Annotated in this window: 27 protein-coding genes; 11 read left to right on the forward strand and 16 right to left on the reverse strand. The window is 63.5% G+C overall.

Features of this window, described 5'->3' with window-relative positions:
* Positions 1–27 precede the first annotated feature (27 nt).
* Both ACSSVG_RS10620 and ACSSVG_RS10625 read right to left on the reverse strand, forming a co-directional pair.
* The gene (locus ACSSVG_RS10620; RefSeq protein ID WP_492418806.1) at positions 28–801 is read right to left on the reverse strand and encodes an SDR family NAD(P)-dependent oxidoreductase; all 774 of its coding nucleotides are present in this window, start codon (positions 799–801) and stop codon (positions 28–30) included.
* A gap of 29 nt (positions 802–830) precedes the next feature.
* The gene (locus ACSSVG_RS10625) at positions 831–1,673 is read right to left on the reverse strand and encodes a sugar phosphate isomerase/epimerase family protein (RefSeq protein WP_492418807.1); all 843 of its coding nucleotides are present in this window, start codon (positions 1,671–1,673) and stop codon (positions 831–833) included.
* A 204-nt stretch (positions 1,674–1,877) separates the two neighbouring features.
* Between ACSSVG_RS10625 and ACSSVG_RS10630 the strand changes: the two genes are divergently transcribed.
* The 4 genes from ACSSVG_RS10630 (at position 1,878) to ACSSVG_RS10645 (ending at position 5,945) form a co-directional block, all read left to right on the forward strand.
* Positions 1,878–3,215 (forward strand): MFS transporter, encoded by a 1,338-nt coding sequence (locus tag ACSSVG_RS10630; protein ID WP_492418808.1) that lies wholly within the window; start codon positions 1,878–1,880, stop codon positions 3,213–3,215.
* 63 nt (positions 3,216–3,278) lie between these two features.
* On the forward strand, positions 3,279–4,175 hold the full coding sequence (locus ACSSVG_RS10635; RefSeq protein ID WP_492418809.1) for a transketolase: 897 nt from the start codon (positions 3,279–3,281) through the stop codon (positions 4,173–4,175).
* A complete protein-coding gene (locus ACSSVG_RS10640; RefSeq protein WP_253465187.1) occupies positions 4,172–5,167 on the forward strand; it encodes a transketolase family protein in 996 nt (331 codons plus the stop codon). Before ACSSVG_RS10635 ends, ACSSVG_RS10640 begins: the two co-directional genes overlap by 4 nt.
* A 121-nt stretch (positions 5,168–5,288) precedes the next feature.
* On the forward strand, positions 5,289–5,945 hold the full coding sequence (locus ACSSVG_RS10645) for a GntR family transcriptional regulator (protein WP_231342601.1): 657 nt from the start codon (positions 5,289–5,291) through the stop codon (positions 5,943–5,945).
* Between the two features lie 13 nt (positions 5,946–5,958).
* On the opposite strand, the gene ACSSVG_RS10650 is transcribed toward ACSSVG_RS10645, so the two are convergent.
* A complete protein-coding gene (locus ACSSVG_RS10650; RefSeq protein ID WP_492418810.1) occupies positions 5,959–7,302 on the reverse strand; it encodes a sensor histidine kinase in 1,344 nt (447 codons plus the stop codon).
* Entirely contained in the window at positions 7,299–7,982 is a 684-nt protein-coding gene (locus ACSSVG_RS10655) for a response regulator transcription factor (protein WP_231342595.1), read from the reverse strand. Before ACSSVG_RS10655 ends, ACSSVG_RS10650 begins: the two co-directional genes overlap by 4 nt.
* Before the next feature lie 62 nt (positions 7,983–8,044).
* Here ACSSVG_RS10655 and ACSSVG_RS10660 point away from each other — a divergent pair, with 62 nt between their 5' ends.
* The gene (locus ACSSVG_RS10660) at positions 8,045–9,073 is read left to right on the forward strand and encodes an endonuclease/exonuclease/phosphatase family protein (RefSeq protein ID WP_492418811.1); all 1,029 of its coding nucleotides are present in this window, start codon (positions 8,045–8,047) and stop codon (positions 9,071–9,073) included.
* On the opposite strand, the gene ACSSVG_RS10665 is transcribed toward ACSSVG_RS10660, so the two are convergent.
* The 3 genes from ACSSVG_RS10665 to ACSSVG_RS10675 form a co-directional block, all read right to left on the reverse strand.
* Positions 9,070–10,044, reverse strand: coding sequence for an acyl-CoA thioesterase (locus ACSSVG_RS10665; RefSeq protein WP_231342589.1), 975 nt, complete (start codon positions 10,042–10,044; stop codon positions 9,070–9,072). The two genes, ACSSVG_RS10660 and ACSSVG_RS10665, sit on opposite strands and share 4 nt — an antisense overlap.
* A gap of 74 nt (positions 10,045–10,118) precedes the next feature.
* A complete protein-coding gene (locus ACSSVG_RS10670; RefSeq protein WP_231342587.1) occupies positions 10,119–10,682 on the reverse strand; it encodes a hypothetical protein in 564 nt (187 codons plus the stop codon).
* Positions 10,679–11,011 carry a PEP-utilizing enzyme gene (locus ACSSVG_RS10675; RefSeq protein ID WP_492418812.1) on the reverse strand — a complete coding sequence of 111 codons (333 nt, stop codon included), beginning with the start codon at positions 11,009–11,011 and terminating at the stop codon, positions 10,679–10,681. Before ACSSVG_RS10675 ends, ACSSVG_RS10670 begins: the two co-directional genes overlap by 4 nt.
* 118 nt (positions 11,012–11,129) lie before the next feature.
* Between ACSSVG_RS10675 and aztD the strand changes: the two genes are divergently transcribed.
* The gene (gene aztD / locus ACSSVG_RS10680; RefSeq protein ID WP_492418813.1) at positions 11,130–12,443 is read left to right on the forward strand and encodes a zinc metallochaperone AztD; all 1,314 of its coding nucleotides are present in this window, start codon (positions 11,130–11,132) and stop codon (positions 12,441–12,443) included.
* A gap of 149 nt (positions 12,444–12,592) precedes the next feature.
* Here the strand turns inward: aztD and ACSSVG_RS10685 are convergent, their stop codons facing one another.
* From ACSSVG_RS10685 to ACSSVG_RS10695, 3 genes are all read right to left on the reverse strand, one after another.
* A complete protein-coding gene (locus tag ACSSVG_RS10685) occupies positions 12,593–13,027 on the reverse strand; it encodes a DoxX family protein (RefSeq protein WP_231342578.1) in 435 nt (144 codons plus the stop codon).
* 66 nt (positions 13,028–13,093) lie between these two features.
* Positions 13,094–13,387, reverse strand: a complete 294-nt coding sequence (locus ACSSVG_RS10690; protein WP_492418814.1) for a GNAT family N-acetyltransferase — start codon at positions 13,385–13,387, stop codon at positions 13,094–13,096.
* Positions 13,388–13,500: 113 nt separating this feature from the next.
* Positions 13,501–14,097, reverse strand: coding sequence for a putative antibiotic biosynthesis monooxygenase (locus ACSSVG_RS10695; protein ID WP_231342573.1), 597 nt, complete (start codon positions 14,095–14,097; stop codon positions 13,501–13,503).
* Between the two features lie 41 nt (positions 14,098–14,138).
* Here ACSSVG_RS10695 and ACSSVG_RS10700 point away from each other — a divergent pair, with 41 nt between their 5' ends.
* The 3 genes from ACSSVG_RS10700 to ACSSVG_RS10710 all read left to right on the forward strand — a co-directional run bounded on the left by ACSSVG_RS10700 (position 14,139) and on the right by ACSSVG_RS10710 (position 16,492).
* Positions 14,139–15,479 (forward strand): MATE family efflux transporter, encoded by a 1,341-nt coding sequence (locus ACSSVG_RS10700; RefSeq protein ID WP_492418816.1) that lies wholly within the window; start codon positions 14,139–14,141, stop codon positions 15,477–15,479.
* 9 nt (positions 15,480–15,488) lie between these two features.
* Positions 15,489–16,073: a DUF308 domain-containing protein gene (locus ACSSVG_RS10705; RefSeq protein ID WP_492418818.1), complete on the forward strand. Its 585-nt coding sequence runs from the start codon at positions 15,489–15,491 to the stop codon at positions 16,071–16,073.
* A gap of 68 nt (positions 16,074–16,141) precedes the next feature.
* On the forward strand, positions 16,142–16,492 hold the full coding sequence (locus ACSSVG_RS10710) for a hypothetical protein (RefSeq protein WP_231342567.1): 351 nt from the start codon (positions 16,142–16,144) through the stop codon (positions 16,490–16,492).
* Between the two features lie 100 nt (positions 16,493–16,592).
* Here ACSSVG_RS10710 and ACSSVG_RS10715 read toward each other — a convergent pair whose 3' ends face one another.
* From ACSSVG_RS10715 to ACSSVG_RS10735, 5 genes are all read right to left on the reverse strand, one after another.
* Positions 16,593–17,546 carry a class C sortase gene (locus ACSSVG_RS10715; RefSeq protein ID WP_492418819.1) on the reverse strand — a complete coding sequence of 318 codons (954 nt, stop codon included), beginning with the start codon at positions 17,544–17,546 and terminating at the stop codon, positions 16,593–16,595.
* A gap of 107 nt (positions 17,547–17,653) precedes the next feature.
* Positions 17,654–19,138: a SpaH/EbpB family LPXTG-anchored major pilin gene (locus tag ACSSVG_RS10720; protein ID WP_231342563.1), complete on the reverse strand. Its 1,485-nt coding sequence runs from the start codon at positions 19,136–19,138 to the stop codon at positions 17,654–17,656.
* Positions 19,139–19,231: 93 nt separating this feature from the next.
* Positions 19,232–21,967 (reverse strand): DUF7933 domain-containing protein, encoded by a 2,736-nt coding sequence (locus ACSSVG_RS10725; RefSeq protein ID WP_492418821.1) that lies wholly within the window; start codon positions 21,965–21,967, stop codon positions 19,232–19,234.
* Between the two features lie 171 nt (positions 21,968–22,138).
* Entirely contained in the window at positions 22,139–22,600 is a 462-nt protein-coding gene (locus tag ACSSVG_RS10730) for a hypothetical protein (RefSeq protein ID WP_492418822.1), read from the reverse strand.
* Between the two features lie 20 nt (positions 22,601–22,620).
* On the reverse strand, positions 22,621–23,169 hold the full coding sequence (locus tag ACSSVG_RS10735) for a CGNR zinc finger domain-containing protein (RefSeq protein ID WP_492418824.1): 549 nt from the start codon (positions 23,167–23,169) through the stop codon (positions 22,621–22,623).
* Between the two features lie 71 nt (positions 23,170–23,240).
* On the opposite strand from ACSSVG_RS10735, the gene ACSSVG_RS10740 reads away from it, so the two are divergent.
* Positions 23,241–24,260, forward strand: a complete 1,020-nt coding sequence (locus tag ACSSVG_RS10740) for an EamA family transporter (protein ID WP_492418825.1) — start codon at positions 23,241–23,243, stop codon at positions 24,258–24,260.
* Between the two features lie 60 nt (positions 24,261–24,320).
* Here the strand turns inward: ACSSVG_RS10740 and ACSSVG_RS10745 are convergent, their stop codons facing one another.
* Positions 24,321–24,584, reverse strand: coding sequence for a WXG100 family type VII secretion target (locus ACSSVG_RS10745; protein WP_011776688.1), 264 nt, complete (start codon positions 24,582–24,584; stop codon positions 24,321–24,323).
* A gap of 158 nt (positions 24,585–24,742) precedes the next feature.
* On the opposite strand from ACSSVG_RS10745, the gene ACSSVG_RS10750 reads away from it, so the two are divergent.
* Positions 24,743–25,015 carry a DUF2277 domain-containing protein gene (locus ACSSVG_RS10750; RefSeq protein ID WP_231342225.1) on the forward strand — a complete coding sequence of 91 codons (273 nt, stop codon included), beginning with the start codon at positions 24,743–24,745 and terminating at the stop codon, positions 25,013–25,015.
* Positions 25,016–25,040 lie beyond the last annotated feature (25 nt).

Raw genomic sequence — 25,040 nt, forward strand, 5'->3', positions numbered from 1 at the left:
TCCTGGGATTCTTTCGAGCAGCTCGAATTAGTGGATGTGGCTGCCGCCGTTGATATCGATGGTGGTGCCGGTGAGGTAGGCGGAGTCCTCGGAGGAGAGGAAGGTAATCACTGCCGCAACTTCTTCGGTGGTGGCGTTGCGACCCAGGGGGATGCCGGCGTTGATGGCGGCTTCCTGCTCGTCGGTGCTGCCCACGCGGATGTTGGTGTCCACGGCGCCGGGGGTAATTGCGTTGACGGTCACGCCGGTCTCGCCGATTTCGCGGGCGAGTGCCTTGGTGAAGCCGAGGATGGCTGCCTTGGCTGCGGAGTACGGAACCTTGCCGAACACGCCGCCGCCGCGCTGGGCGGAGACCGAGGACATGTTCACGATGCGGCCCCAGCCGTTGGCGATCATGTCCGGCAGGAACGCCTTGGTGACGAGGTAGGTGCCGGTGGCGTTGACGTCCATGACCTTGTGCCACAGCTCAAGCGTGGTTTCCAGGAACGGAACGGGGGAAGTGATGCCGGCGATGTTGGCCAAAGCGCCGACGGGCGGGAGGTTCCCTGCGGCAACTTCTGCGGCGACGGCGGCCTGGGCGGTGGTCACGGACGCTTCATTGGCGACGTCGATTTCGTAGCCGAAGGCCGGAACGTTGAACTCGTTGGCGATCTCGGCGGCAACCTTGGCGGACTTCTCGCCGTCGAGGTCCAAAATGACGATGCCCCAGCCCTGGCTGGCGTAGCGACGGGCGGTGGTCAGGCCGATGCCGCGATCGGAGGTAGCTCCGGTGAGGACGGCGGTGCGCTTTATGGTGGTCATGGTGCTCCTTGAATATGAGGTAACGCGGTTTAGATGAGGTCTGTGATGTAGCTGGCCGCTTTGGCGGCGGCGGCCGGGCGTTCGTCGTGCGTGACATCCCGGGTTTCGAGTTCGAGGGAGAAGTGACCGGTGTAGCCGAGGTCCCTCAGTGCTGCGAGGCCAGCGGCGAAGTTGGCCTTGCCGTTGCCGATGCTGAGGTTGATGTTTCCCGGTTCGGTGTCCGTGGCCGGCACGGCGTCGCGAAGGTGGACGTGCTTGATCCGGTCAGCGAAGCGGTCCACAAAGCCCACGGGGTCGCCGCCGGAGGCGACGATGTGGCTGAAGTCCATGACGATTCCGACGTCGGACCCGGCCAGGTGGTCAGCGAGCAGCTGCGCGCGTTCGGTGTTCCAGCACAAGCGGTAGAAGTGCAGGGATTCCGTCCACAGCTCCACCCCGAACTCTGCCGCGCGAACAGAGGCATGGATGAGTTGCGCTGCCACGGCGTCGATGTCGCATCCAAGCGTGCTCACTGGTTCGTGGTCGATCGCCCCACACGGGAGGACCAGGGCTTTCGCGCCGGTCTTGGCCGCAAGGGTGAGCAGCATTTCCAGGTGCCGTTCGCGCGCCACTTGAGCACCGGCGTCGAGCGTTGCGTTCAGGTCTCCGATGTCGCCGTTGACCGATCGGACGCGCAGTCCCGAGCTAGTGACGACGGCGGCAACCGCCTCCACTGCCTCGTCGTCCAGGACGTAAGGCACGTGGTCGCAGACGCCGGGAAGTGCGCCGAGGTCGATTTCCTCGAAGCCGAGGCCGCGCATGGTGTGCAGGGCGGTGGCCAGATCCTGGTGGCGGAAGCTGATGGACGAGCAGCCCAGTCGTTGATGAAACATCGTCGTTGATCCTCAAGTTGGGGCCCTCGCCGGAGAGGGACCTTAGTGATGGACACCACGTTAGCTGCGTTAACTGTCAACAGTCAACCTTTGTGGTTGACTGTTGACATTGCTGGTGTCGTCGGTCACAGTTGACGTATTATGTTGACTGTCGACAGTGGGGCTGCCGAACAAGCGCCGCACTTTTGAAAGGGAAAGACACACATGAGCAATGAAGCTCTGACCATGCGTGGTCCGGTTCATGGAACCAAGGAAGCAAAGCGCGTCGCCGTCGGTTCCGGCGTCGGCGCAGTCATCGAAACCTACGATTTCATCGGTTTCGGCACCGCCGCTGCACTGTACTTCGGTACAGCGTTCTTCCCGGGCGCCGACCCGGTGACTGGCACCCTGGCCTCCTTCGCGACCCTCGGCGTCGGCTTCGCTGCCCGTCCGCTGGGTGGCATCATCGGCGGCCACCTCGGCGACAAGCTCGGCCGTAAGCCGGTGCTCGTTGCCTCGCTCATCCTCATGGGCCTGGCAACCTTCGCCATCGGCCTCCTGCCCACGTACTCGCAGGTGGGGCTTCTTGCGCCTGCGCTCCTGGTTCTGGTCCGCATCATCCAGGGCCTGGCCTTCGGTGCTGAATGGGGCGGTGCCATCCTGATGAGCTACGAGCATGCACCATGGCGGAAGAAGGGTCAGTTCACGGGCATCGTGCAGGCCGGCTTCCCCGTTGGACTCCTGCTCGCCAACCTCGTGTTCCTCAGCAGTGTTGGCCTCGGCAGCGAATGGGCCTGGCGTGTGCCGTTCCTCGCCAGCATCGTCCTGGTGGCTGTTGGCTTGATCATCCGTTCCAAGGTTCCCGAGTCCCCGGTGTTTGAGGACGTCAAGGCCAAGGGCGACATCGTGAAATCCCCCATCGTGGAGGTCATCAAGACCGACTGGCGCAACATTGTCCGGGGCATCGGCCTCCGCATCGCTGAAACTGCCGGTTACGCCGTGTCCGTGACTTACATGATTTCCTACCTGCACACCAATAACCTGGCGGACAAGACGGAAACCCTGGTGGCTCTCTGCATCGCGGCCGGAATCGGTATCTTCGCCACCTACTACTGGGGAAAGCTGACGGATAAGGTTGGCCGCCGTCCTGTCTACATCTGGTCCACTGCCTTCGCGGTGGTCTTCGGAATCCCGATGTTCATGCTGGTCAACACCGGCGTCTTCCTGCTGATCATCGCTACGATCGTCATCGCCTACGCTGTCTGCCAGAACTCCCTGGCCGGCGCCCAGGGCGCCTGGTTCCCGGAACTCTTCCAAGCCAAGACCCGCTCCTCCGGTGCATCGCTGTCCTACCAGATCTCCGCCATGGTCTCCGGGTTCACGCCCTTCATCACCACCCTGCTGTTCGTCAGCATGGGCTGGCTTGGACCGGCCCTGCTGTTCAGCATCTACGCAGCCATCGGCCTGTGGGCAGCGCTGATCACCCGCGAAACCTGGGGCAAGCGCGAGCGTGAGCTCGCCGAAGAAGCCGCCAGCAAAACTCCCCAGACGGTAAACGCCTAAAGCACCCCTCGACGTCGGACGCGTACTCCCCATCGGTGCGCGCCCGACTCCGGAAGGAAACCTGTGACTCTCTCATCAGTTGAAACGGCTCCGGTCGTGGCAGCCCCCAAACCCGAGCGCGTGGACCGCATCCGCGCCGCCGCCTACCGCATCCGCCACCACGCCCTGACCATGGGCGAGGTCCAAGGCCAGGGCTACGTTGGCCAAGCGCTGGGCGCCGCCGACATGCTGGCCGCCGTCTACGCCGACCAGCTCACATACCGTGCCGAAGACCCGCACTGGGAAGGCCGCGACCGGTTCCTGCTCTCCACGGGCCACTACGCAATCGGACACTACGCAGCGCTGGCCGAAGCCGGGATCGTTCCGGTGGCCGAACTTGAAACGTACGGCTCCGATGATTCCCGCCTCCCAATGTCCGGAATGTCCACGTACACCCCCGGCATGGAAATTTCCGGCGGTTCGCTGGGGCACGGCCTGACGATCGCCGTCGGCATGGCTTTGGGGCTGCGCTTGCAAGGCGCCGCATCCCGCGTGATCAACTTCCTCTCCGACGGCGAACTCGATGAAGGCTCCACCTGGGAGGCCGCCATGGGAGCGCACCACCACCAGCTCGGAAACCTGACGGCCATGGTGGACATCAACGCCCTCCAGGCTGACGGCGCCACCGACACCGTACTCCGCACCGAGCCCGTCACCGAGAAATGGGAATCGTTCGGTTGGTACACCCAGCGCGTGGACGGGAACGACGTCGGTGCGTTGCTGGCAGCGTTCGACAACATCGCCGCAGTTGCGGCGCCAGTCGGGCGGCCGTCGGTCATCCTCTGCGACACCAAGGTGGGGCGCGGCGTGCCGCTGCTTGAAACCCGCGAAAAGGCGCACTTCATGCGCATCGAAGAAAACGAGTGGCAGATCTGCCGCGAACAGCTGACCGCAGGATACGAAGGGACGGCTTCAGCATGAGCACCGTGACCACCAAGCCGAAGCTCAAGACGTCCGCCATGATCGCGTCCTTCGCCGACCCCGGACAGAAGACCACCCCTGCCCCGTTCGGCCATGCGCTGGTCAAGGCTGCTGAAGCCGATTCCCGCATTGTTGGCCTGACCGCGGATCTGGGCAAATACACGGACATGCACATCTTCGCCAAGGCGTTCCCGGACCGGTTCTTCCAGATGGGCATGGCCGAGCAGCTCCTCTTCGGCGCCGCAGCAGGCATGGCGGAGACCGGGCTGATTCCCTTCGCGTCAACGTACTCAGTGTTCGCGGCCCGACGTGCGTACGACTTCCTGTGCCTGGACATCGCCGAGCCGAACCTGAACGTCAACATCATCGGCGGCCTCCCAGGCCTGACCACCGGTTACGGACCAAGCCACCAGGCCACCGAGGATATGGCGATCTTCCGCGGCATGCCCAACCTGACCATCGTGGACCCTTGTGACTCCGTGGACATCGAACAGGCCGTTCCCCAGCTTGCTGCCTCGGAAGGTCCCACTTATCTGCGCCTGCTCCGAGGCAATGTGCCCACGGTCCTGGACGAATACGACTATAAGTTCGAACTCGGCAAGGCCAAGGTCCTGCGCGGCGGCAACGATGTGGTGTTCGTGTCCTCCGGCCTGATGACCATGCGTGCTTTGCAGGCCGCGGAGGCACTGGCCGCCCATAACGTGGATGTCGCCGTCGTGCACACTCCCACCATCAAGCCGTTCGACTCGGCCACCGTACTCGCGGAGCTGAACACGGATCGTCTTGCCGTGACGCTGGAGAACCACACCGTAGTTGGCGGCCTGTTCGAAACTGTTGCGTCCGCCGTCGTCACCGCCGGTCTCGGCAAGCGCGTGGTTCCCATTGCGCTTCCGGACCAATTCCTCGACGCCGGAGCGCTGCCGACGCTGCACGAACGGTACGGGCTGTCCGTGGACCGAATTGTGGCGAAGGTGCTGGCGGAACTCGGCTGAACTTTTTTGCTTTCCGGCAGGAGTGCGGGACGGACATGACTGCCCGTCCCGCACTCCTGCCCGTAGTATCGACAGTTAACAACGGACTGTCAGCAGTCGCCCATAGAACCGAGGACACACCATGGCCGCCACCGCATCCCTCCTGGGACTTGAGAAGAAGAGCTTGCGCGAACAGGCGCTCGCAGCCCTGCGGACCGCCATCACCAGCGGTGAGCTTGAGCCTGGGCGGCACCTCGTTGAAACCGAGCTTTCCGAGATGCTGCAGATCAGTCGCGGCACGCTCCGCGAAGCCCTGCGCCAGCTGGAACAGGAAGGCCTGATCTCCGCTGGAGCACGGGGCAGGATGTCCGTGCGGCACCTGGACGTCAAGGAAATCCGCGACATCTTCTCCGTCCGCGGTGTCCTGGAATCGTTGGCGGCCCGGACACTCAGTGACATGCCGGACAAGGAAGCCGCGCTCGCAGAGCTGCGTGCCGCCGTCGACGCTATGGAGAAGGCCTCGAAGTCATCCCTGGAGGAACGGATCGAATCCGACCTTGAGTTCCACCGCACGCTCTGCCGCCTGTCCGGAAACGAAACCCTGCTGCATTCGTGGGAATCCCTGGAGGGCTCCATCCGGATGTCCATCATGTTCGCCGGGTTGGAACGCGCCACGCGGAACATGAGTGTCGGCAGGCATCACGACATTGTCGCTGCCATTGAGACCGGGAACGCGGCCAAGGCGCGCGAGACGATCATCGCGCACATGGATGGCGCGGCGGAGAACTTGGTCGGCTAGCTGGCCCGGGGTGTTAGTTGCCCTCCGCCAGCGGCAGCGTCAGGCTGAAGTGTGCCCCGCTTGGGCTCGGATGCGCTTTTGCCGTGCCGTGATGGGCGGTGGCTACGTGCTGAACCACGGCGAGTCCCACACCGGATCCGGCGACGCTCCGCGCGCTGGTGGAGCGGTAGAACCGGTCAAAGACATGGTCCAGATCCTCCGACGGAATGCCCGGTCCCGTGTCCCGCACATCGAGGGTGACCGCGCCCTGTGAAGCGCTCAGGGCTATCCGGACATGGCCCGGCGACGGCGTGAATTTGCCGGCATTGTCCAGCAAGTTCGCGATGGCGCGGGCCAGCCTGACACGTTCCCCTGTCACCAGGAGAGGCCCGCCGGGTCCTTCCAAGGACCACGCGACCCCGGGGTACCGGCGTTCGGCATTGTCCATGCAGAAGAGAACAAGTTCGTTGAGGTCCATTTCCTCGATGAAGGAAGGGGCCTCATCGTGTCGGGCCAGGTCGATCAGGTCCTCGATGAGGGACTGCATCGCTATCAGCTCATGCTCCAAGGCCCCGGTGATGCGTTCTTTGCTGCCCTGCGACAGTTCGGGATTCCTGAGCATGGCTGCGTTGGTTCGCAGCGACGTCAGGGGAGTGCGCAGTTCGTGGGAGGCGTCGGCAATCAGCTGCTCCTGCTGGCGGCGGGATTCTTCCAATTCACTCAGCATCGTATTGAACGCGCTGCCGAGCCTGTTGATTTCGGTGGTTTTGCTTCGGGGAATCCTGATGTCGGTATTGCGGGTTTGGGCAATACTCTCGGCTACTGCTGTGAGTCGATCCACCGGGCGAAGTCCGCGCCTTGCGGCTACGTAGGCAGTGCCGGCAGCCACCACCAGGGCGCCCAGCACCGTCGCCGCGAGCAGCCAGCCGAGACGCTCAAAGGTGGCCAACACCCTGTCATCCCTGACCCCCACCACCAAAGCCCGTTGGTTCGGCAGGGGCCTGACGTACACGCGGATGGGATCGTCGCCGATGGCCGCTTCCGTAAAGAAAGCCGCGCTCTTGCCGGATGCCACCTCCCGCATCTGGGCGGTGATGGGCAAGGCCGGCCCAGCGCCGGAGTCCGGGTCTTCGCTGGGAGTTGGCGAGACCAGCTGTGCACAGGCCGGCGACCGGACCCAGGTGCACTGTGAAAACCCTTGCCAGTTGGGATCGGTCTGGATCAGCTGGATGATGCGATCCGACTCGCGCCTCAGGGAAAGATCCTCGTTCTTACGTAGTTCATGACCCACGAAGACGTACACCAGTACTGCAAACAGTGAAACGGTGAGGGTGATGGCCGCTGCGATGACCAGTGTCATCCGCAGGCGCAGCGTCACGATGCGGCCAGCCTGTATCCGACGCCCCGAACCGTCTGGATGATCCGCGCCTCACCCCCGGCTTCGAGTTTTCGACGCAGGTAGCTGATGTAGACCTCCAGTGAATTGGAGGCTGGAGTCATTGCGTATCCCCACACGGCGTCGCTGATCTGGCCTCGACTGAGTGCTTGCTCCGGGTTTTCCGCGAGCACGCAAAGGATGGCGTATTCGGTGCTGCTCAGGTCAATCCAGCGTCCGTTTTGCCTCACGGCGTGGGCCTCGGGGACCAGTTCCACATTGTGGTACCCCATGGGGCTGGCCGGAAGCTGGGTTGTCCGGCGTGCCATGGCCCGCAATCGTGCCAGCAACTCATCGGGTTCAAACGGCTTGGAAAGGTAGTCATCCGCTCCGGCGTCCAACCCCGCAACGCAGTCAGCCACATCGCTGCGGGCCGTGAGCAGGAGGATGGGAACGGTGTTGCCGGCGGTTCGGAGCATTCGGCAGAGCCCGAGTCCGTCCATCAGCGGCATCAAAACGTCCGCCACCACCAGGTCCGGGGATGTTGCGGCCACCCTTTCGAGAGCTTCCCGGCCGTCAGCTGCCGATTCAACCTGGTATCCGGCCGCTTCAAGCAGGGACTGCAGGGAGCTCCTGATGTCCGGATCGTCGTCGACGACCAGGACTGTTATGGGCTCCGTCATGGCCACCAGCATAGTTTGCGGGGCTTCAGAATCCTTTAAGTTCCTTTCTGAACCATGGGGCTATGGATAAGGACACCGGAACCACCTACGCAACTGCCACGCAGCGCGGGCTGTTTGAGGCCCGGCGGCATCGTCCGCGGGCCAGGGACTGGGTTGTGGGCCTCTTCGCGGGCGTACTGATGGCACTGCTCTTCGGCCACGGACTGGTTCCGGAGGCTCGCGGGATGGCTCTCGCCATCGAGAGCTTCCTGCCGTGGTTCGGGATGGTCATTGCTGCCCTTTTGATCGTGGCGTTGCTCTCAAGAGCCTGGGCGGGCTCCATTCCAGCGGCGGCCGCCCTGATTTCCTGGTGTGTGGTCTTTTTGCCAGTCATGGCGACCGGCGCCGCCCCGTCTTCCGCCGCAGCGACGTCCGGCGAACCCAGCGGATGGAGCATCGTCACGCAGAACCTCCGCGCAGGAAATCCGCATGCCTCCGAGGCCGTGGAGAAGCTGATCACGTCCGGCGCCGACGTCGTGGTCCTGCAGGAGCTCACCGGCCCGACCCTGGAACGGATAGCTCCGCTGATGGATGGGACGTTCGCGTACCGGCAGGTTGCGGGGACGGTGGGGGTCTGGAGCCGGTTTCCGCTGAGCCAAGGCAGGCCCCTTGCTTTGGGCCTCGGCTGGTCCCGCGCCATGAGCATGGAGGTGGAAGCGCCGGAGGGGCCAGTCCAGCTCTACGCCGTACATCTGCCCTCGGTCCGGCCCGGCGAAGTAGGCAACAGGAACAGAGGGCTTGCCAAGCTCAGCAGGATTCTGGAGGCGGATCCATCGCAACGGATACTGGTGGTGGGAGACTTTAATGCGGCCAATACCGACCGCGCCTTCGCCCCACTCCTGGCAACGCTCGACGACGCCCGGACCGGCTTCGGTTTCACCTGGCCGGCCAGCCTGCCCGCCACCCGGCCGGACCACATTCTGTTCCGCGGGTTCACAATGTCCGGAGCGTCCGTCATCACAACGCCGGGCACCGACCATCTCGCAGCGATGGCATGGCTGCAGCCGGGGGCAGTCCGACCGACGGTGAGTCTTAACGCCAGTTCCCTTTAGTGGCCAGCCGCGTTCAGCAGATGATCCGGCAGGCGGTTTCCCGGTGCCCGGCCACGGATTTCCAACAGTTCGCGGGCGTGGGCGTGCAGCTTCTTGTCCTCGTCAGACACCGGTTCCCAAGCAGGAATGGGCACCGAGGTCCCCGTTTCGTCGCGCGCCACCATGACCGTGAGGCAGTACGTGGTCAGGTTCATTTCGCGGGTCTTCGGATCGCCGGAGCGGACGTGGACAGCGATGTGCATGCCCTTGGCGCCGGTGTAGACGAGGCGTGCTTCCACTTCTACGACGTGGCCGATAAGCAACGGCCGGTAGAAGCGCACGCCGCCCGAGAACACTGCCACGGTGTCCTTGCCGCAGTACCGGGAAGCGCAAACGTACGCGGCCTCATCAATCCACTTCATCACGATGCCGCCGTGGACCTTGCCGCCCCAGTTCACATCAGTGGGGGACGCCATGAACCGCAGGACGACGCGCTCGGCGGTCCCGGCGTCGGTATATTCCTGCGCGTTCATCGCGTTGACGATCTGTTCGCGGACCTCAATGCGTGCCAGCGCGTGGTCGCGCTGCTCGATCTCTTCAGGCGTGGACGGCTCAAACTGGGGGACGGGGATAGGTTTACCGTCCGGCCCCACCGCTACGAAGATCACCATGCACTGGCTGTGCATCGTCTCCGGACCACCCTTGGGATCGCGGGAGCTGACCACTGTGTGGATGTGCATGGAGGAGCGGCCGGTATAGACGATGGTGGACGTTACCTCCACCATGTCGCCGCTGTTCACCGGATCCGTGAAGTGGATGTTGCCCACATAGGCAGTGACGCAATACGACTTGGCCCACCCCACCGCTGCCGCATACGCCGCCTTGTCCACCCACTCAAGGACAGTGCCGGCGTCGACTGACCCGCTGTGTCCGATGTCCATGGGGGCCGCAAGGAAGCGGAGGGTCACTGAATTGGCGGCATCATCGCTCATGTTTCGAAGTTTACTGTCGGCAGGTTTCTGTTACGTGACTAAGTCAGTGCTGGCTGTCGCAGCGACCAGATGCGTCAGGCGCGTGGTATCCCGAGGGTCGCGATGAGATCCTCGTGCAGCTCGAACCAGATCCGATGAAAGGAATCGCGGTCCGTGGCCGTGAGCCAGGCCGTGCCCTCCGGAGCATGCCTCAGTGCCCCCAGCAGGCGCTCGGCGTAGCCGTCGAACCGGGGCAGTAAACCGGTCAGCTGCCCTTCCATGGGACGCCACGCTGCCAAGGCGCCGATCAAGACATCCATGGCATCTTCCGTAGCGGGAGACTGCAACTGGATAGCGCTGCAGGCGCCGACAACGCCGGTGTTGTATTCCGCGAATTCCTCGTGCACGGCCGCAACTGTCCCACGCGCCTCCGCATGGTCGAGTTCCAGGGCAAGCAATCGTTCATTTTCGGCCCGCCCGAGACTCGACAGCGACCAACCACTGGTCCCGGCGAAGGTGCTGTACGAAACGAAGCCATCCACGCCGGCGTCGATGAGTTCGGACTCCACCACCGTGCGGGACCGGGCGAAGCGCGCCGCTACAGCCCCTGTGTCCGCGAACCCGAGAAGGCGTACGGCGTGCAGGGTGAGAAGCGTCATTTGTTGTCCGCCGCCGTGACGGTTCCCTGCGCACCATCTACCGTCAGCCTGCTTCCGTCGACGAGCATTTCCAGTGCGTCACGGACTCCGAGCACGGCGGGAATCCCGTACTCCCGGGCCACAATCGCGGCGTGGGACAGCATGCCGCCGGTTTGCGTGACCACAGCTGATGCCATTCCGAAGAGGGGCGTCCACGCGGGATCGGTGGTGCGGCAAACCAGCACATCTCCGGACTGGAAGAAGCCGAATTCGTCGGGTCCGTGAATGAGCCGGGCCGGTCCCTGGACAATCCCGGTACTGGCGCCGACGCCGGTGAGGATGGTGGTCATCGCAAGCTTCCGGTTCGCAGCGAAAAAGTATTTGTGGGCATCTTGTTGAGAGTAGCAGTGGAGGGGTGCCTGAGCAGGTCGATTTGCAGTCTAAATGAGAATCAATATCATTTAACCCATGTCTCATCACCTCACCCCCATGACCCCTGCCCCGACCACGCTCAGACGACGCCTTCACGCCCTGCCGATTGCCGCCGTCGGGCTCTCTGCCCTGCTGCTGACCGCTTGCGCCGACCCCGGCGGTTCCGCGGGAAGCGCAGTTGATTCGTCACCTTCAGCTACATCGGCACCCACTGCCAAGGAGGCCGGGGCGGCCACGCCGCGGCTTGTCTACACTCACGACGCCGGCATGTCGGTTTTGGATGCTGCGTCGCTTGAGCAGGTGGGAACTGCGGAAATGTCCGGATTCAACCGCCTGAATCCAGCCGGCGACGGGCGGCATGTATTCGTGTCCACCGGGGATGCCTTCCGCCTGTTCGACGCAGGCGCCTGGACCGAGCCGCACGGTGACCACAGCCACCACTACGTAGCCGACCCCAAGCTGACTGAATTGGCGTTTGAGGCAGACAAGGCTGGCCATGTGGTGCTTCACGCGGACAAGACGGTGCTGTTCAACGACGGATCGGGCAAGGTGCAGAGCTTCGAAACGTCTGCCCTGGCCGCTGCTGTGGAGGATGGAAAGCTGCCCGCCACTGACGTGTATACGACGCCTGAAGCCCATCACGGAGTGGCCGTCGAGCTTGAAGACGGCAAGTTGCTGGTGACCCTCGGCAACGAGGAAAGCCGAACCGGAATTGCCGTGCTCTCGGCGGGAAAGGGGCAGGACCGCAAGGAAATCCTGCGCAATGAGGACTGCCCAGGGGTGCATGGCGAGGCCGTTGCCGCAGGTGAAGCCGTGGTGGTTGGATGCGAGAACGGCATGCTGGTCTACAAGGACGGTGCCATCACCAAGGTGGCCAGCCCCGATGCGTACGGCCGGCTGGGCAACCAGGCAGGTTCGGAAAAATCGCCTGTCATCCTCGGCGACTACAAGGTGGACAAAGCGGCCAAGCCGGAGCGACCCACGCGGATCTCGCTCGTCAACACCCAGACCGCCACCATGCAACTCGTGGACATCGGCACCAGCTACTCATTCCGTTCATTGGGCCGCGGGCCTGCAGGTGAAGCGCTGGTGCTTGGGACTGACGGGGGCCTGCGTGTGATCGACCCACTCACCGGCGCTGTTACATCCACGATCCCGGTAGTTGCTGGGTGGGAAGAGTCCGCCACGTGGCAGGATCCGCGCCCCACGCTCTTTGTCCAAGGCTCGACGGCGTTCGTCACAGAACCTGCGACGCGCACCATCCATGCGGTGGACTTGGTGACCGGCAAGGTAGCGAAGTCGGCGCAGCTTGAGCACGTCCCGAACGAACTCACCGGCGTGACGGGCTAGACGCTCTCTCACGACACGCCGCTTAAACACCGGCGCTCTCTCACCTCCGGCCATTTAAACGCCGGCGCTCTCTCACTCTTCTGAAGGAAGTGAGAGAGCGCCGGCAGTTAGGGGCCGTTAGGTGAGAGAGCGTCCGGGGTGGTGGCCGCTTACGCGAGGACGCGGAGCTTCGAGCCGGAGCGGCCGAACAGGGCGGCGTCCGCGGAGATCTTGCCGGCGCCAGCCAATGCCAGGGCCAAAGCGGCGCCAGCAAACAGCAGCACCAGTTCGTACCCGCCATTGCCAACGAAGATGCCTGCCGGGGCGTGCACCAGGAACAGTGCGCCGAGCATGTTGACGGCCAGGAGGGCTGCGAATACACGGGTCAGGAATCCGATGATCAGCGCGATGCCGCCTACGAGCTCGAGCGTTGCGACGATCGGGGCGACTGCGGAAGCGCCGGGGACGCCCATCTGCGTGAAGGACGCCTGCGTGCCGGCGATGGTGAATTCGTTGAACTTCTGCCAACCGTGCGCGGCGAAGAGAAATCCTGCGATAACGCGCAGGATGGTCAGGGCTGTGGTGGTCAAGCTGGACTTGTTCATAAGTCAACCCTCCCGAAGATAAGTTGAAGTGTCAACTAATGATGGCCTTTTATGACCAAAACACGGCTAGCGGACTTCGGCTCGCTCCAAGTAGCGCGCGTCAGGCTCAGTGAAGCCGAACTGCCTATACAGCCCATGGGCATCACCGGTGTGAAGCATCCACCGGAACCCGGCTCCTGGCCCGGCGTCGATCATTTCGCGCACTATCGCCTTGCCCAGCGACTGGCCCCGCGTGGATTCGTGCACGTACACATCGGCCAGGTAGGCGAGGGCAACGCCGTCGGAAAACGCCCGCGCGTAACCCACCATGGCGCCGGTCCGGGCGTCGTAAGCGCCAACAATCCGCCAAGCGTTCTCCAACTGCGCTTCGACGTCGGCCCGCGTGCGCCATTTTGCCCAGTAAACGTTGGTGGAGAGCTCGGTTCAGAGCCAATCGCGGTCCACGCGGTTCTTGTCCGTGGAGAGGATGTAAGTCATGGTTTGGCCCCTTTCGCCTGCATCCGGCGCTTCCTGGCCGGCTTCTGAAGCCACGGCTGCAGGAGCCTGGTGGTGATCGGCAGGAAGATGTACGTCATCAACGGCGTCAGGATGACGATGTTGAGGAGTACCGAGAACACCAATGGCCAGTCCTGAGTCAGGGGATGCAGCAGGAAGTTGGCCAGCAGGCTGAGCGGGAAGAACGGGAGGAAGATGCTGATGGCCTGCTTCCAGCGGGGCGGCACCACGGTTTCGGGGACGACCACTGAGACGTCGCCAGGCCGGGAGAACCATCCCTCAATACCGGTGTGGCGCTCCACGCGGGTGGTTTCCATCATGTCCCTGGCGCTATCGATCCACCAGCGCCGCTCCTCGGAGTCTTCCCACTCCTGCAGCGAGTCGGCGTCAGCGAATCGGTACAACATGTGCCATTCAGCTGAATCGACCCCATTGCGCACCCATCCCGATCCAAGGTAACCAGGCCATTCGCGGGCGAGCTCCTGGCCGGCATGGGCCCAGGCGTTGGCCTGGCGGGTATAGCCGGGCAGGATGGTGCGGGCGACGGAAACGGTGACGGGATGCTCATGTGACACGGGCCAAATGTACCCGGCCCGCGCCGGACTAGGCTTGTTTAGTGCCTCAAACCACAACCACCACACCCCGCTCAAACGCCCGCGAGATCCTGCGCCTGGCCGTTCCCGCCTTCGGCGCGCTGATCGCAGAACCGCTGTTCCTCCTGGCGGACTCCGCCATTGTGGGGCATCTGGGCGTTGACCAGCTCGCCGGTGTCGGGCTCGCTTCCACCATTCTGCACACCGCCGTGGGGCTCATGGTCTTCCTGGCATATTCGACGACGCCGGCAGTGGCCCGTGCAATCGGCGACGGTAAGTTGGGGAAGGCTTTGGCGGCAGGGCGCGACGGCGTGTGGCTGGCGCTGCTGCTGGGGCTGGCGCTCGCTGTGGTCGGTTTCGTGGCGGCCGAGCCGTTGGTTGGCTTCATGGGCGCAACCGGGGACGTCCGCGAATTTGCCGTCGATTACCTGCGGTGGTCCATGCCTGGCCTGGCCGCAATGCTCCTCATTTTCGCGGGCACCGGCGTTCTCCGCGGGCTCCAGGACACTCGGACGCCTTTGCTCGTGGCAACGGCCGGGTTTGCGTTGAACATCGCGCTCAACTGGTTCCTGGTCTACGGGCTGGATCTTTCGGTGGCTGGCTCGGCGATTGGTACCAGCCTCGCGCAGTGGGCCATGGCCGCCGTCTACCTGGTGATGGTCAGCCGGAACGCGAGGCAGCACGGGGTGTCCCTGAGGCCCGACTGGCATGGCATCCGCGCGATGACCAAGGTGGGTTCGTGGCTCATGCTGCGCACGCTGAGCCTGCGCTTGGCCATCCTCGCGACCGTCCTGGTGGTCACTGCCCAGGGCGCCGTGAACCTGGCGGCGCACCAGTTGGCCATGACCATCTTCTCGTTCCTCGCGTTTGCGCTGGATGCCCTGGCGATCGCGGCGCAAGCCCTGGTCGGCAAGGAACTCGGCGCCGGAAATGCCCAGCGTGTCCGCGAGCTGACCCGCACCATGGTCCGCTGGGGCCTCGGATTCGGCGTGATCACCGGCGTGCTCCTGGCCGTGGCGGCACCGTGGGCCGGGTACCTGTTCACCTCCGACGAGGGCGTCCGATCAGCCCTTACCATCGCCCTCTGGGTCCTCGCCGTGGGACAACCTCTGGCCGGCTATGTCTTCGTCCTCGACGGAGTCCTCATTGGCGCCGGTGACGCACGGTATCTGGCGATCGCCGGCGTCGTAAACCTGGTGGTCTATTTGCCGCTGTTGGTGGCTATCCACCAGATCAGGCCCGACGGCGAGGCCGGGCTCTTCTGGTTGTGGGCCGCGTTCGCGCTGGGCTACATGCTGGCCCGTGGCGTGACTTTGGGGCTACGCGCACGGACCGATCGGTGGATGGTGCTGGGTTCCCACTAAACTGGACGGGTGACTCTTCCAGCGACTCCTGCCCAGACTCCTACTGCTTCAGCCGCCGGACTCTGGAAACCCGTGCTGATCCGCGCGACGGTCGCATTGCTGTTCGGTGCGATCACCATCTTCTGGGCTTCGCCGTCGGTCCATGTTCTGGCCTGGGCTGTTGGCCTGTATCTGCTCGCAACTGCCGGGGCGGTGTGGATGTCCCGAGCATTGCCGGTTGCAGTGCCCGTGGTTGTTGCGCTCGGAGGCATCGGCGCTCTTATCACCCAATCTGACGCTGGCGTGGCTCTCTCCGCGATGTTGGCCTTGCTGGTGCTGGGCCTCCTGGAGTTCGTCCATGGCCTCCGAAAGCGGGACTCCCTGGCCCGCGACTGGCTTGTTTCCGGCATCGTTTCCGTGGGCGCGGCCGTCATGCTGCCCTTCTTCACTTCCCTCGGAGCCCACGCGCTGTTGGGTGTTGCCGGTGGTGGCGCCATCATTTCCGGCGTGCTGTGGATCCTGTCCGGGCTGACGCTGCGGCACGACGCCCGCGCAGGTTCCGACGGAGCCGCCCAGACCGCTGCGCCCGGCGCTTCGCCCGAGGCCGTAAACTAGTAGCTGGACGTTCTACTCGTTGTAGAACTTTTGCTGACCGGCGGACAAGAACCGCCATCATTGGAGGAATGACCGTGGCAGACCAGACCCCAGGAGAACCGCGCAAGATGCGGACCTCGGTCAAGGGACCCCTCATGTTCTCCGCGTTCTTTGCAGTGCTGGCTTTCGTTGCCGTGCTCATCTTTGCCTCCGGCGGCAGCGCACGCGCCCCGCGGTTCGACCTCGCCTTCACGGGCGCCGGCATCGCGTTCATCGTCAGCCTCGTGGTGGCCGCCATGCTTTCCATGAGCCACAAGGAAAACGCCGACCACCTCGGCCAGGGCTCCGGCATCAACCTCAGCTCCAAGCGTCCCGGCCACGGCGGTTCTGCCGCACCGGATGCCGACGAAGAGACTGAAACCCCCGACGCCGGCCGTTAACCCACCAGCGCTCCCTCACGTCGGTGGGGGAGCGCTTTTTTATGGCCGGGCTTGGTTGATGCGTGGCTGAGCCGTGTGGTTCGGCCCAGCCCACCAAGTCCTAACCCAACAAAGTGTCGGCGAGGTCGTCGGCTGGCTCTTCGCCAGGTTCATCCGGGGTCTCCGCCGGTGCGGACTTGCGCGGACGGGTGACCACCACAATGATGACGGCGGTGCCAATGAAGCCCACGGCCCACCAGGGGAACCCGGGATCCAGTGCTTGGCTGGGGAGTGTCTGTGCGGCATCGCCAGAGGGGGGATCCGTGCGTTCGCCGCGGACCAGCAACCGGTGGGAGTTGACGCCGGTGGGAGTGCATGTCACGAGTGTGAGGTAGTCCTTGTCCTGGACTTTGCGGAGATCATCGGTTTCTTCAGGAAGAACAGTTTTGATCTGGTCCACCTTGTAGTAGATGGTTTCACCGAGCACCGTGACTGAGAAGACGTCACCTTCAGCCACTTGGTCCAGATCGTCGAAGAGTTTTGCGTTGACGAAGCCTGAGTGTGCCGTGATGACGCTATGGGTTCCTACGCCGCCTACCGGGAGACCGGAGCCGAAGAGATGCCCTGCTCCTTTGGACAGCGTCTCCTCGTCCGTGCCGTGGAAGATGGGCAGATCCGACTTGATGGAGGGGATGCTGATGCGTCCCATCATGCCGCCCGGGCCGACGTCGAGCATCTTTTTGTAGGTCTCAGAGCCGGCGCCGACCACTGTTTGCTCGCCCTTTTCGTTCAGCGAATAGGGGTCCCGCAGCGGGCCGGAGGGCAGTTCCTGGTTGAACTGCCGGGCCTCGTCCAGTAGCGCCTTCTGCGCGGAGGGGGAGAGGCTCTCAACAGTATTGACGTAGCCGCTGATCTCGGTCGCGTGGATGCGGTCCGAGAACCAGGCTGCCGCGGTGGGGTAGAGCAACACTCCGACGCCAAGGATTGCGGCCACAACGATGAAGATACGTTGGAGGCTCCACGCGTCGCGGAATTTTCGGTGGGCTTGCCGCAAGGGCGTTTGGGGCTGTGTCATCAGAATCCTGGGGGTGTGCTTTTGGGAAGCAAAGTGGGGAAGAGCGCGTGTTGGCGTTCTTCCCCACTCCGGTGTTCATGCTGGGAACCCTGGTGGGTCCTCAGGTACTAGCTGTTGGTGGTGCTCCGGCGTGAACGGACCAGCAGGAGTCCGGCACCGGCAACCAGCAGTGCGCCGGCTGCGTAGAGAACGCCGGTTCCCGCGCCACCGGTCAGCGGCAGTTCGAAGCCGCTGTTGGACGGGATGTTCTTGACCTCAAGGTCGATTCCAACCGCAGTGGATGCTGAGTTGATCAGGAAGGAGATCGGCTCGGCAAGCAGCTCGTAGCCCGCCGGTGCGGTGGTTTCAACCAGGTAGTACGTGCGGTAGTCGGCGGAACCGGGTGCAACTGCAGCGCCGTTGGCCCAATCCGAGTAACGCAGACCGGAGATGGTCAGGGTTCCGTCTGCAGCAACCGTGAAGGTGCTCTGGCCGTTGAGGACGATCGGGTTGGTTCCGGCCTGTGCGTCGGCCTGGGTGGCGTAGACGGAGAAGGAAGCGCCTGCAAGGGCTTCGCCGTTCTCGTTGACCTTTTCAAGGGTCATTTCGCCCCACTTGGTAACAACCGGGGGAGTAACGATGGGGCCGCCGGGCTCGCCCGGAACGGCGGTGAAGCTACCCAGGTTCGGGTATACCAGTGCTTCGTTCTCGATCTCACCGATCGTGTTGACGGTGGTGTTCACAACAACCTGAACGCGGGCGTCGTTGTTAGCGGCCAGCAGCAGGAGGCCAGCGGGGGTGAAGACGATGGAAGCCGTGTTGTTGGCGGCATCGAATTCCACGGTGTAGTCCGTACCTTCGGCGATTGCGGTGCCGTTGGTCAGGGTAGCCGAGGCGCCAACGTAGGTCAGCTTGTCATCCAGGGCGTCCACGATCTTGTAGCCATCAATGACTTCTTCGTTCGGGATGTCGCCGGTGATGGTGAAGTCGATCTGGTCGCCGAGCTTGACGTCAGGAGCATCCGTGACGGTCTTTTCTGCACCCGTGATGGAGTTCTTGGGGTAGACGTGGACGTCGTAGATCCAGTTGTCCTTGTTGTCCGGGTCCGTCAACGGTACGGATACCAGGAACGGAGCCGCCGGAGTCACGCCGGAGGGGTAGTTGGTTTCCGTTACCAGGTACAGGCCGACGGGAAGGCTGCCGAACGTTGCGGTGCCTGCGGCGTCGGTGGTCTGTGCCTGTCCGGCACCGAGGGTGAACCCGGCGCCCGTGATGGAGCCACTGGGATCGGCGGGGGAGAAGACGCTGCTCAGGTTGTGCGCGGCGTCCCACCCTGCGTTGGTGGACAAGTCGAGATCGTTGACCTGCTGGACGGTGAACTCGATGCCCGCCAGGGGCGTAAGGCCCGTGGTGTCGACGGCGGTGCCGTTGTTGGGCAGGCCGGTCGGAGTAGCCGGGCGCTCGAACTTGTGAACGGTGATGGAGCCGGTTTGGTCGCCATCAACCAATGGTGCGGCCGACGCCGGAGCTACGGAGAAGGACATTGCCAGCACCGCCCCGGCAATGGTGGCGGCGGCGGTCTTCCAAACACGCCGGGAGCTGTGATTACTCACTATTTTCCTCTTTCTTGGTGGTGTTGCGATGCTCGGGAACGAACACTTTGGAGATACGGTCCTGCCGGGGTCGGCGGGACCGGGGCTAATGGGTTAGGCAGGCAGGTGGTTTCGTGTGCTGCGCATGGTGCTACGGGCCAGGATCAGCGCGGTCAGAAGCAGTGCTGCTCCGCCCGCGGTGAACGGCCACCAGCCGACGCCGCCGGATTCCGGAAGTTTCAGTGCCGGGACGTCGCGAACCGTTACCAGGAAGATTCCGTTGGCATCGTCGTCGCTGGCGGTGACGACGCCTGCGCCGCTTCCCTGGCCGAGTGTCACAGCGCCATTGGGTGCGATGGTGAACTGCACGGCCTCAGCCAGCAGGTTGAAGCCTTCCGGAGCAGTGGTTTCTTCGAGCCAGTAAACGCCCGGATCGATGCCTTCGAGCTGGAACTGGCCGGTTTGCGACGTGACGGGGGAGACCGTGTAGCTGCTGATAACAGCCCCCGGTGCGCCGTTGGCATCGTTGTGGATGGCCCAGGTGGAGCCAGCCATGGGAACCCACGTGGAGTCGGACGATTCGCCAACCTTTTCGATGAGGATCTTGGCTGGTGTCAGGTGCGTGGTTGAGCACTCTGGCGCCAGTGGGGTGGTGTTGGCTGCGCAGCGCAGGGGTGCGACGCTGCCTTCGCCGGTGACGACGTTGACCAGCTGGGCACTCCAGGCACCCTCATTGACGGTGACCTCGTAGCTGAGCGTGGCCGTCTGGCCGGTGCTGAGGCTAAAGGCAGGGGTTGTCAGCGTGGTTGACGGTGCCACAGGCCCGGCCACCGGGATGGGGGTAGCGGTACCGATTGTCAGGACGGCGGAGCCGGGGACGAACGCTGCCTGATCCAAGACGTCGGACAGGTCATCAGTCAGGACGATGCCGTCGATCTGGCCGCGGTTGCTGGAGGCCGTCACGGTGTAGGTGATGGTGTCGCCCGGCTTGACGGTCTGGCCGTTGGAGGCAACCCCATCCACTGTGGCGGTCTTGGTGATGGTCCACCCTGGAACATCGGGTGTGGTGACAGTTGCGGAACAACCGATGCCGGGGGCCGGCGGGCAGGCAGGGTCCACGGTGGGAACCATGGTGGTTGATCCTGGAACCGGGATCGGTCCGCCGCCAGGCATGTTGGGCACGGCGGTCTCAGCTGCAGGCACGATGGTGGCTGTGTTGGAGATCGTTCCGGAGGTATTCGGAGCGACGGTTCCAGTGATGGTGTATGTAAGCGTTCCACCGGTGTTGATCCGGACTGTGCCGGAGACGCTGCCTGAGCCGCTGGGCGCGTTGCACGCTGTGGGGCCGGCAGGGGACAGCGTTGCTGTTCCCGGTGCCGTGACGGCACACGTCCACGTAGCGCCCTGGATGGAAGCGGGCAGGGGGTCAGTGAACGTCGCGTTGACGGCATCGCTTGGTCCGTCGTTGTGGACAACCACCGTGTAGGTGATGGATTGGCCCGGGGTGTACGAGTCCAGGTTGTCGTCCTTGGTGATGGACAGGTCCACAAGCGGGCGAACGGTCAACGGTGCCGTGCCGGGAGAGTACAAGCCGGTGATGGTGGGGAAGTTGTTGACGCAATCCGGGATTGCTGCGCCGGTATTGGCCACACATCCGGAGTTGTTGTAGACGCCGGGGGTGTTGCTGGTGACTGTCACTGTGATGGTGCAGGAAGCGCTGCCTTGAGCGAGGTTTCCGGTGACATCAAGGGTCCCGGCCGATACGGTACCCGCTGTGCGAACGCAGGTTCCACCGAGGGGGCCACTGGCGGTCAGGCCGGCGGGGAGATTGTCGACAAAGTGCCACCCGTTCTTGGCCATCAGGTCAGAAGTGTTGGTGACCGTGTAGGTGAGCGTTGTGTTCTGGCCCTGGAAGATCGAAGCGGGGGAGAACGCCTTGTCCAACTGGGGCGTGACGTCCACCAGCTGGGGAAGGTCGAAACCGACGTCGTTGCCGGTGCCGGTCGCAGTCAGGTTACGGACGCGGATGCCGAGCGTGGGCGTCGTTCCGGTCAGTGGGACCTGGATGGCTGCGGACTGGAGCTTGGCCACGCTGAAGTTGGTGTTGTCAACCACGATGACTTGGCGGCTGGCGTCCGCGCAAGGGTCCAGGCTGGTGCCAACAACGTTGGCTACTCCGTTGACCAGGATGGCGAATTCCTGGCTCGCATGGTTGGAGAAGCAGTTCGCCTCACCGAAGATGCCCGAGACGGCGTAGTAGTGGCCGGCGATGGTCGGGATGCTGTTCTTGGTGGTCTGGAGCTGCAGGCCGGCGGCTTGGTTTGAGCTGGGGTCGTTGGTGTATTCGCTAAGGATCTGGTTTTGCCGGGCCTGCGCGTCGGTCATGCCCTGGTATTTGCCCATGGCGAAGGCCATGTTGCCGAGATGGGTAAACGCCCCGTTTCGCAGGCATTGATCGTTGTTGGAGATGCCACCGCCGTTAGCGGGCACCGGAGTCCCTTGCCTGAGGATCCAGCCGTTGCAGGCCCCTGAACCTGGAGACCAGGCAGCGCCAGCGGTGTAGCGCTCAGTCTGCGCCGCAGCACCGCCCGTGTAGATGCCAAGAGGGACCGGGGCCGTGGCAGCGCTCTGGTTCGAGAAGTCTTCGCTGTAGATTTGGATGCCCGGTTGCGTGACGCCGGGTGAACCCGGGGCTGCGGATACGGTAGCTGGCGATCCGACTACTCCGTAGGCCGTCATTCCGACCAGGACCAGAAGCACGGAGGCCATGAGGGCGAACACCGAATGCCCTGCCCTCTCACCCAACCTGCCTCGAACATGAGCACGCATGTGCCCCAACTGCTTCCGCATGAGGTTCCTTTTCCCTGATACCCGGGCGGATCAGACCTTCCTGAGGGCTGCCGCTTTTTTCTTTCCTGAGGTGTAGGTAGGGGCATTTCAGGGATCGTGACGCAAAACGAAAGTGATCTGCATCACCAACAATTCGAGATGTCAAGAGTGGTGGAGGGCGACGCCGTCTGCTTATTTAGACCAGCGGAGCGGGAGCGAGGCGTTGACGAGTAGGAAGGTGAGGACGAAGCAGCCGCAGAGGACCAGGCCTATGTCAGGGGTGAGTTCGTCGAAGGGCACCCCTTCAATCACCCCTGTCAGGCGGACCCGCCGGGTGTAGCCGGAAATCATGAGGCCGGCCGCGGCGGCTGCGATCATGACATAGAGGCGGCCGTTTCCCATCCACCATTGGGCGGTCCGGGCATGGAGCCGCAGGGGTAAGCCCAGTAGTACACCCAGGGCGATGGCAAAGATTGGAAGATGGATCATGGCGAGCAGGACGCCTGAGGCTGTGCCAATCATGGGTGATGCCAGCATGGCCGCAATCCACGCCGCGCCCACAAAAGGATAGGTGATGGCCAGTTGTGCCATCGATGCGACGCCAAGCTTCGCTGTGGCATGGCCGACGTGTGCCGCCGGGTTGGTTTCCCCCATGGCCGCCATTATGCCCGGCCTTACTCGCCTTCTGCGGCCTTCCTTGCACGGTATGCGGCGACGTGGGCTCGGTTGGCGCAGTTTCCGGTGTCGCAGTAGAGCTTGGATCGGTTGCGGCTGAGGTCCAGCACGACGGCGTCGCAGTCATCTGCCGCGCACACGCGCATGCGCTCCATTTCCTTGCTGCGGATGACGTCGATGATGGCCATTGCAGCTTCGGTGCCCATCCGGTCAGCCAGGGGCGCTTCCGGGGTGGTGGCGTGGAGGTGCCAGTCCCAATGGTCATGCTTCACGAGTTGGGGAAGGGCTTTGGCGTCGGCGAGCAACTTGTTGACGGACTTGGCCGCCGTGTCCTCGTCGGCGCTCCAGAGTGCTGCCAGTTCGCTGCGAAGACGCTTGATGCTGCTCAGTTCGGCAGGGGAGTTGACCCGCGAGCCCGTGAACTCTTCAGCGTCCAGGAAGGCGTCGAGGTCCTTCGCTGTGGCGAGTGATTCCTCCCCGTTGGCAGCCGTGTTGATCAAATTGACGACGCTGCGGAGTGCAACCTCGGTGTCAGGCGCAAAAAGCACTTTGACTCCTTACATGTTTCGGGAGTACTGTCATGACCATAAGCCCACTTTACTCCTGACAGGAGGCTGCTGTGTCAGCTCCAACGACGAAGGCTGATGCAAAAGGTTTCCTGGCATCAGGACTCGGCATCGCACTCTTTTCTTCTGCTGTCTTTGGCACGTCCGGCTCGTTCGCCAAGTCAATGCTGGAAACCGGCTGGTCACCCGGGGCCGCAGTCGCCGTGCGCCTCACAGGTGCCGCGCTGATCCTGGTGATTCCCGCCGTCGTGGTTCTCCGCGGCCGTTGGCACCAACTCAAGGACAACTGGCTGACCATCCTGCTGTTCGGCCTTATTGGCGTCGCAGGGTGCCAGCTCTTCTACTTCAATGCCGTTGCGCGTTTGTCCGTGGGCGTCGCGCTGTTGCTGGAGTACCTGGCTCCGGTGATGATCGTGCTGTGGCTGTGGATTGCCAGTCGACGCAGGCCGCGAGCCCTTACCTCTGCGGGCGCCCTGCTTTCATTGGGCGGCCTGGTGCTGGTTCTCGACCTGACCGGTGCCGTGAAAGTGGACTTCATCGGAGTCCTCTGGGGCATGGCCGCCGCCGTCTGCCTGGTGATCTACTTCTTCATCACCGCCAAGGAGAATGACACTCTTCCGCCGCTGGTGCTCGCGTCGGGCGGACTCCTGGTGGGTGCGCTGGTGATGTGGCTGGTCGGCCTGCTGGGCTTGCTGCCCATGACGTTCAGCACCGCGGACACGACCCTCGGGCCATGGACCACTCCTTGGTGGGTGTCCGCCGTGGGGCTCATCGTCCTGGCCACCGTCCTGGCTTACGTCTCCGGAATCATGGCCGCCCGCAGCCTGGGTTCCAAGGTGGCGTCGTTCGTCTCCCTGACTGAAGTGCTCTTCGCCGTCGTCTGGGCGTGGCTGCTCTTGGGTGAACTCCCTGGGCCGATCCAGTTGTTGGGTGGTCTTCTGATTGTTGGCGGTGTGGTCCTGGTGCGCATCGACGAATTGCGCGGAGGCCGCCGGACTGCCCGGGCGTTGGATCACGTCAACTACGTCGAACCCGTCCCCACGGGCTCCGTCACCAAGGCGTCACGGAACTAGGCGGAAGTTAAAAGCGAAAGGCCCCGGACGCTGTTGCGTCCGGGGCCTTTCCCAACTGTCTTAGTTGGAAGCCTGCTGCTGCTGCTCAGCGTTCTTCTGAGCGCGATCGCCGGCTTCGCGAAGGGCGTCGGCAACCTTCTTCAGGTTGGAAGCGTGCTGGCTGTCCCACTCGCCGCGGAACTTGTCAGCGTCCGGACCCTTCCAGTCGGTGCCGTCAAGTGCGCCCTTGAGCTGTGAACGCTGCTGCTCGATGTTCTCGGCACCTGCCTTCAGCTTGTTACCGAGCTGACGAAGCTGATCAACATCTGCACCCCAAATAGCCATGAGATTCTCCTTCATTTGTTCGGACCCGAGCTCTTCGGCATCCCCAGCGGCCTCCGGCTCATCCGGAAGATCCAATAGCTAAAACCTATCCCGGGAATCGCAAACCCGTCGATGGGCACCCCTCCCCATGCAGCACTGCCCATGGTTAGCATGGGTTTATGTGCCGCAATATCAGGACCCTGCATAACTTCGAACCGCATGCCACGAACGCCGAAGTGGAGGCCGCAGCACTGCAATACGTGCGCAAAATCAGCGGTTCCACCAAGCCTTCCAAAGCCAACGAGGAAGCCTTTGCCGAGGCAGTCCACGAGATCGCCCACATTACGCAGCATCTCCTGGACTCCCTGGTGAGCCACGCTCCGGCGAAGAACCGTGACGAGGAAGCGGCCAAGGCAAAGGCCCGGTCGGCCGTCCGTTTCGGGACGGCCTAGCCCGGGCCCCTGTTCGCTTTCCGGG

The organism is Paenarthrobacter sp. E2MeOHC11, from assembly GCF_058744955.1.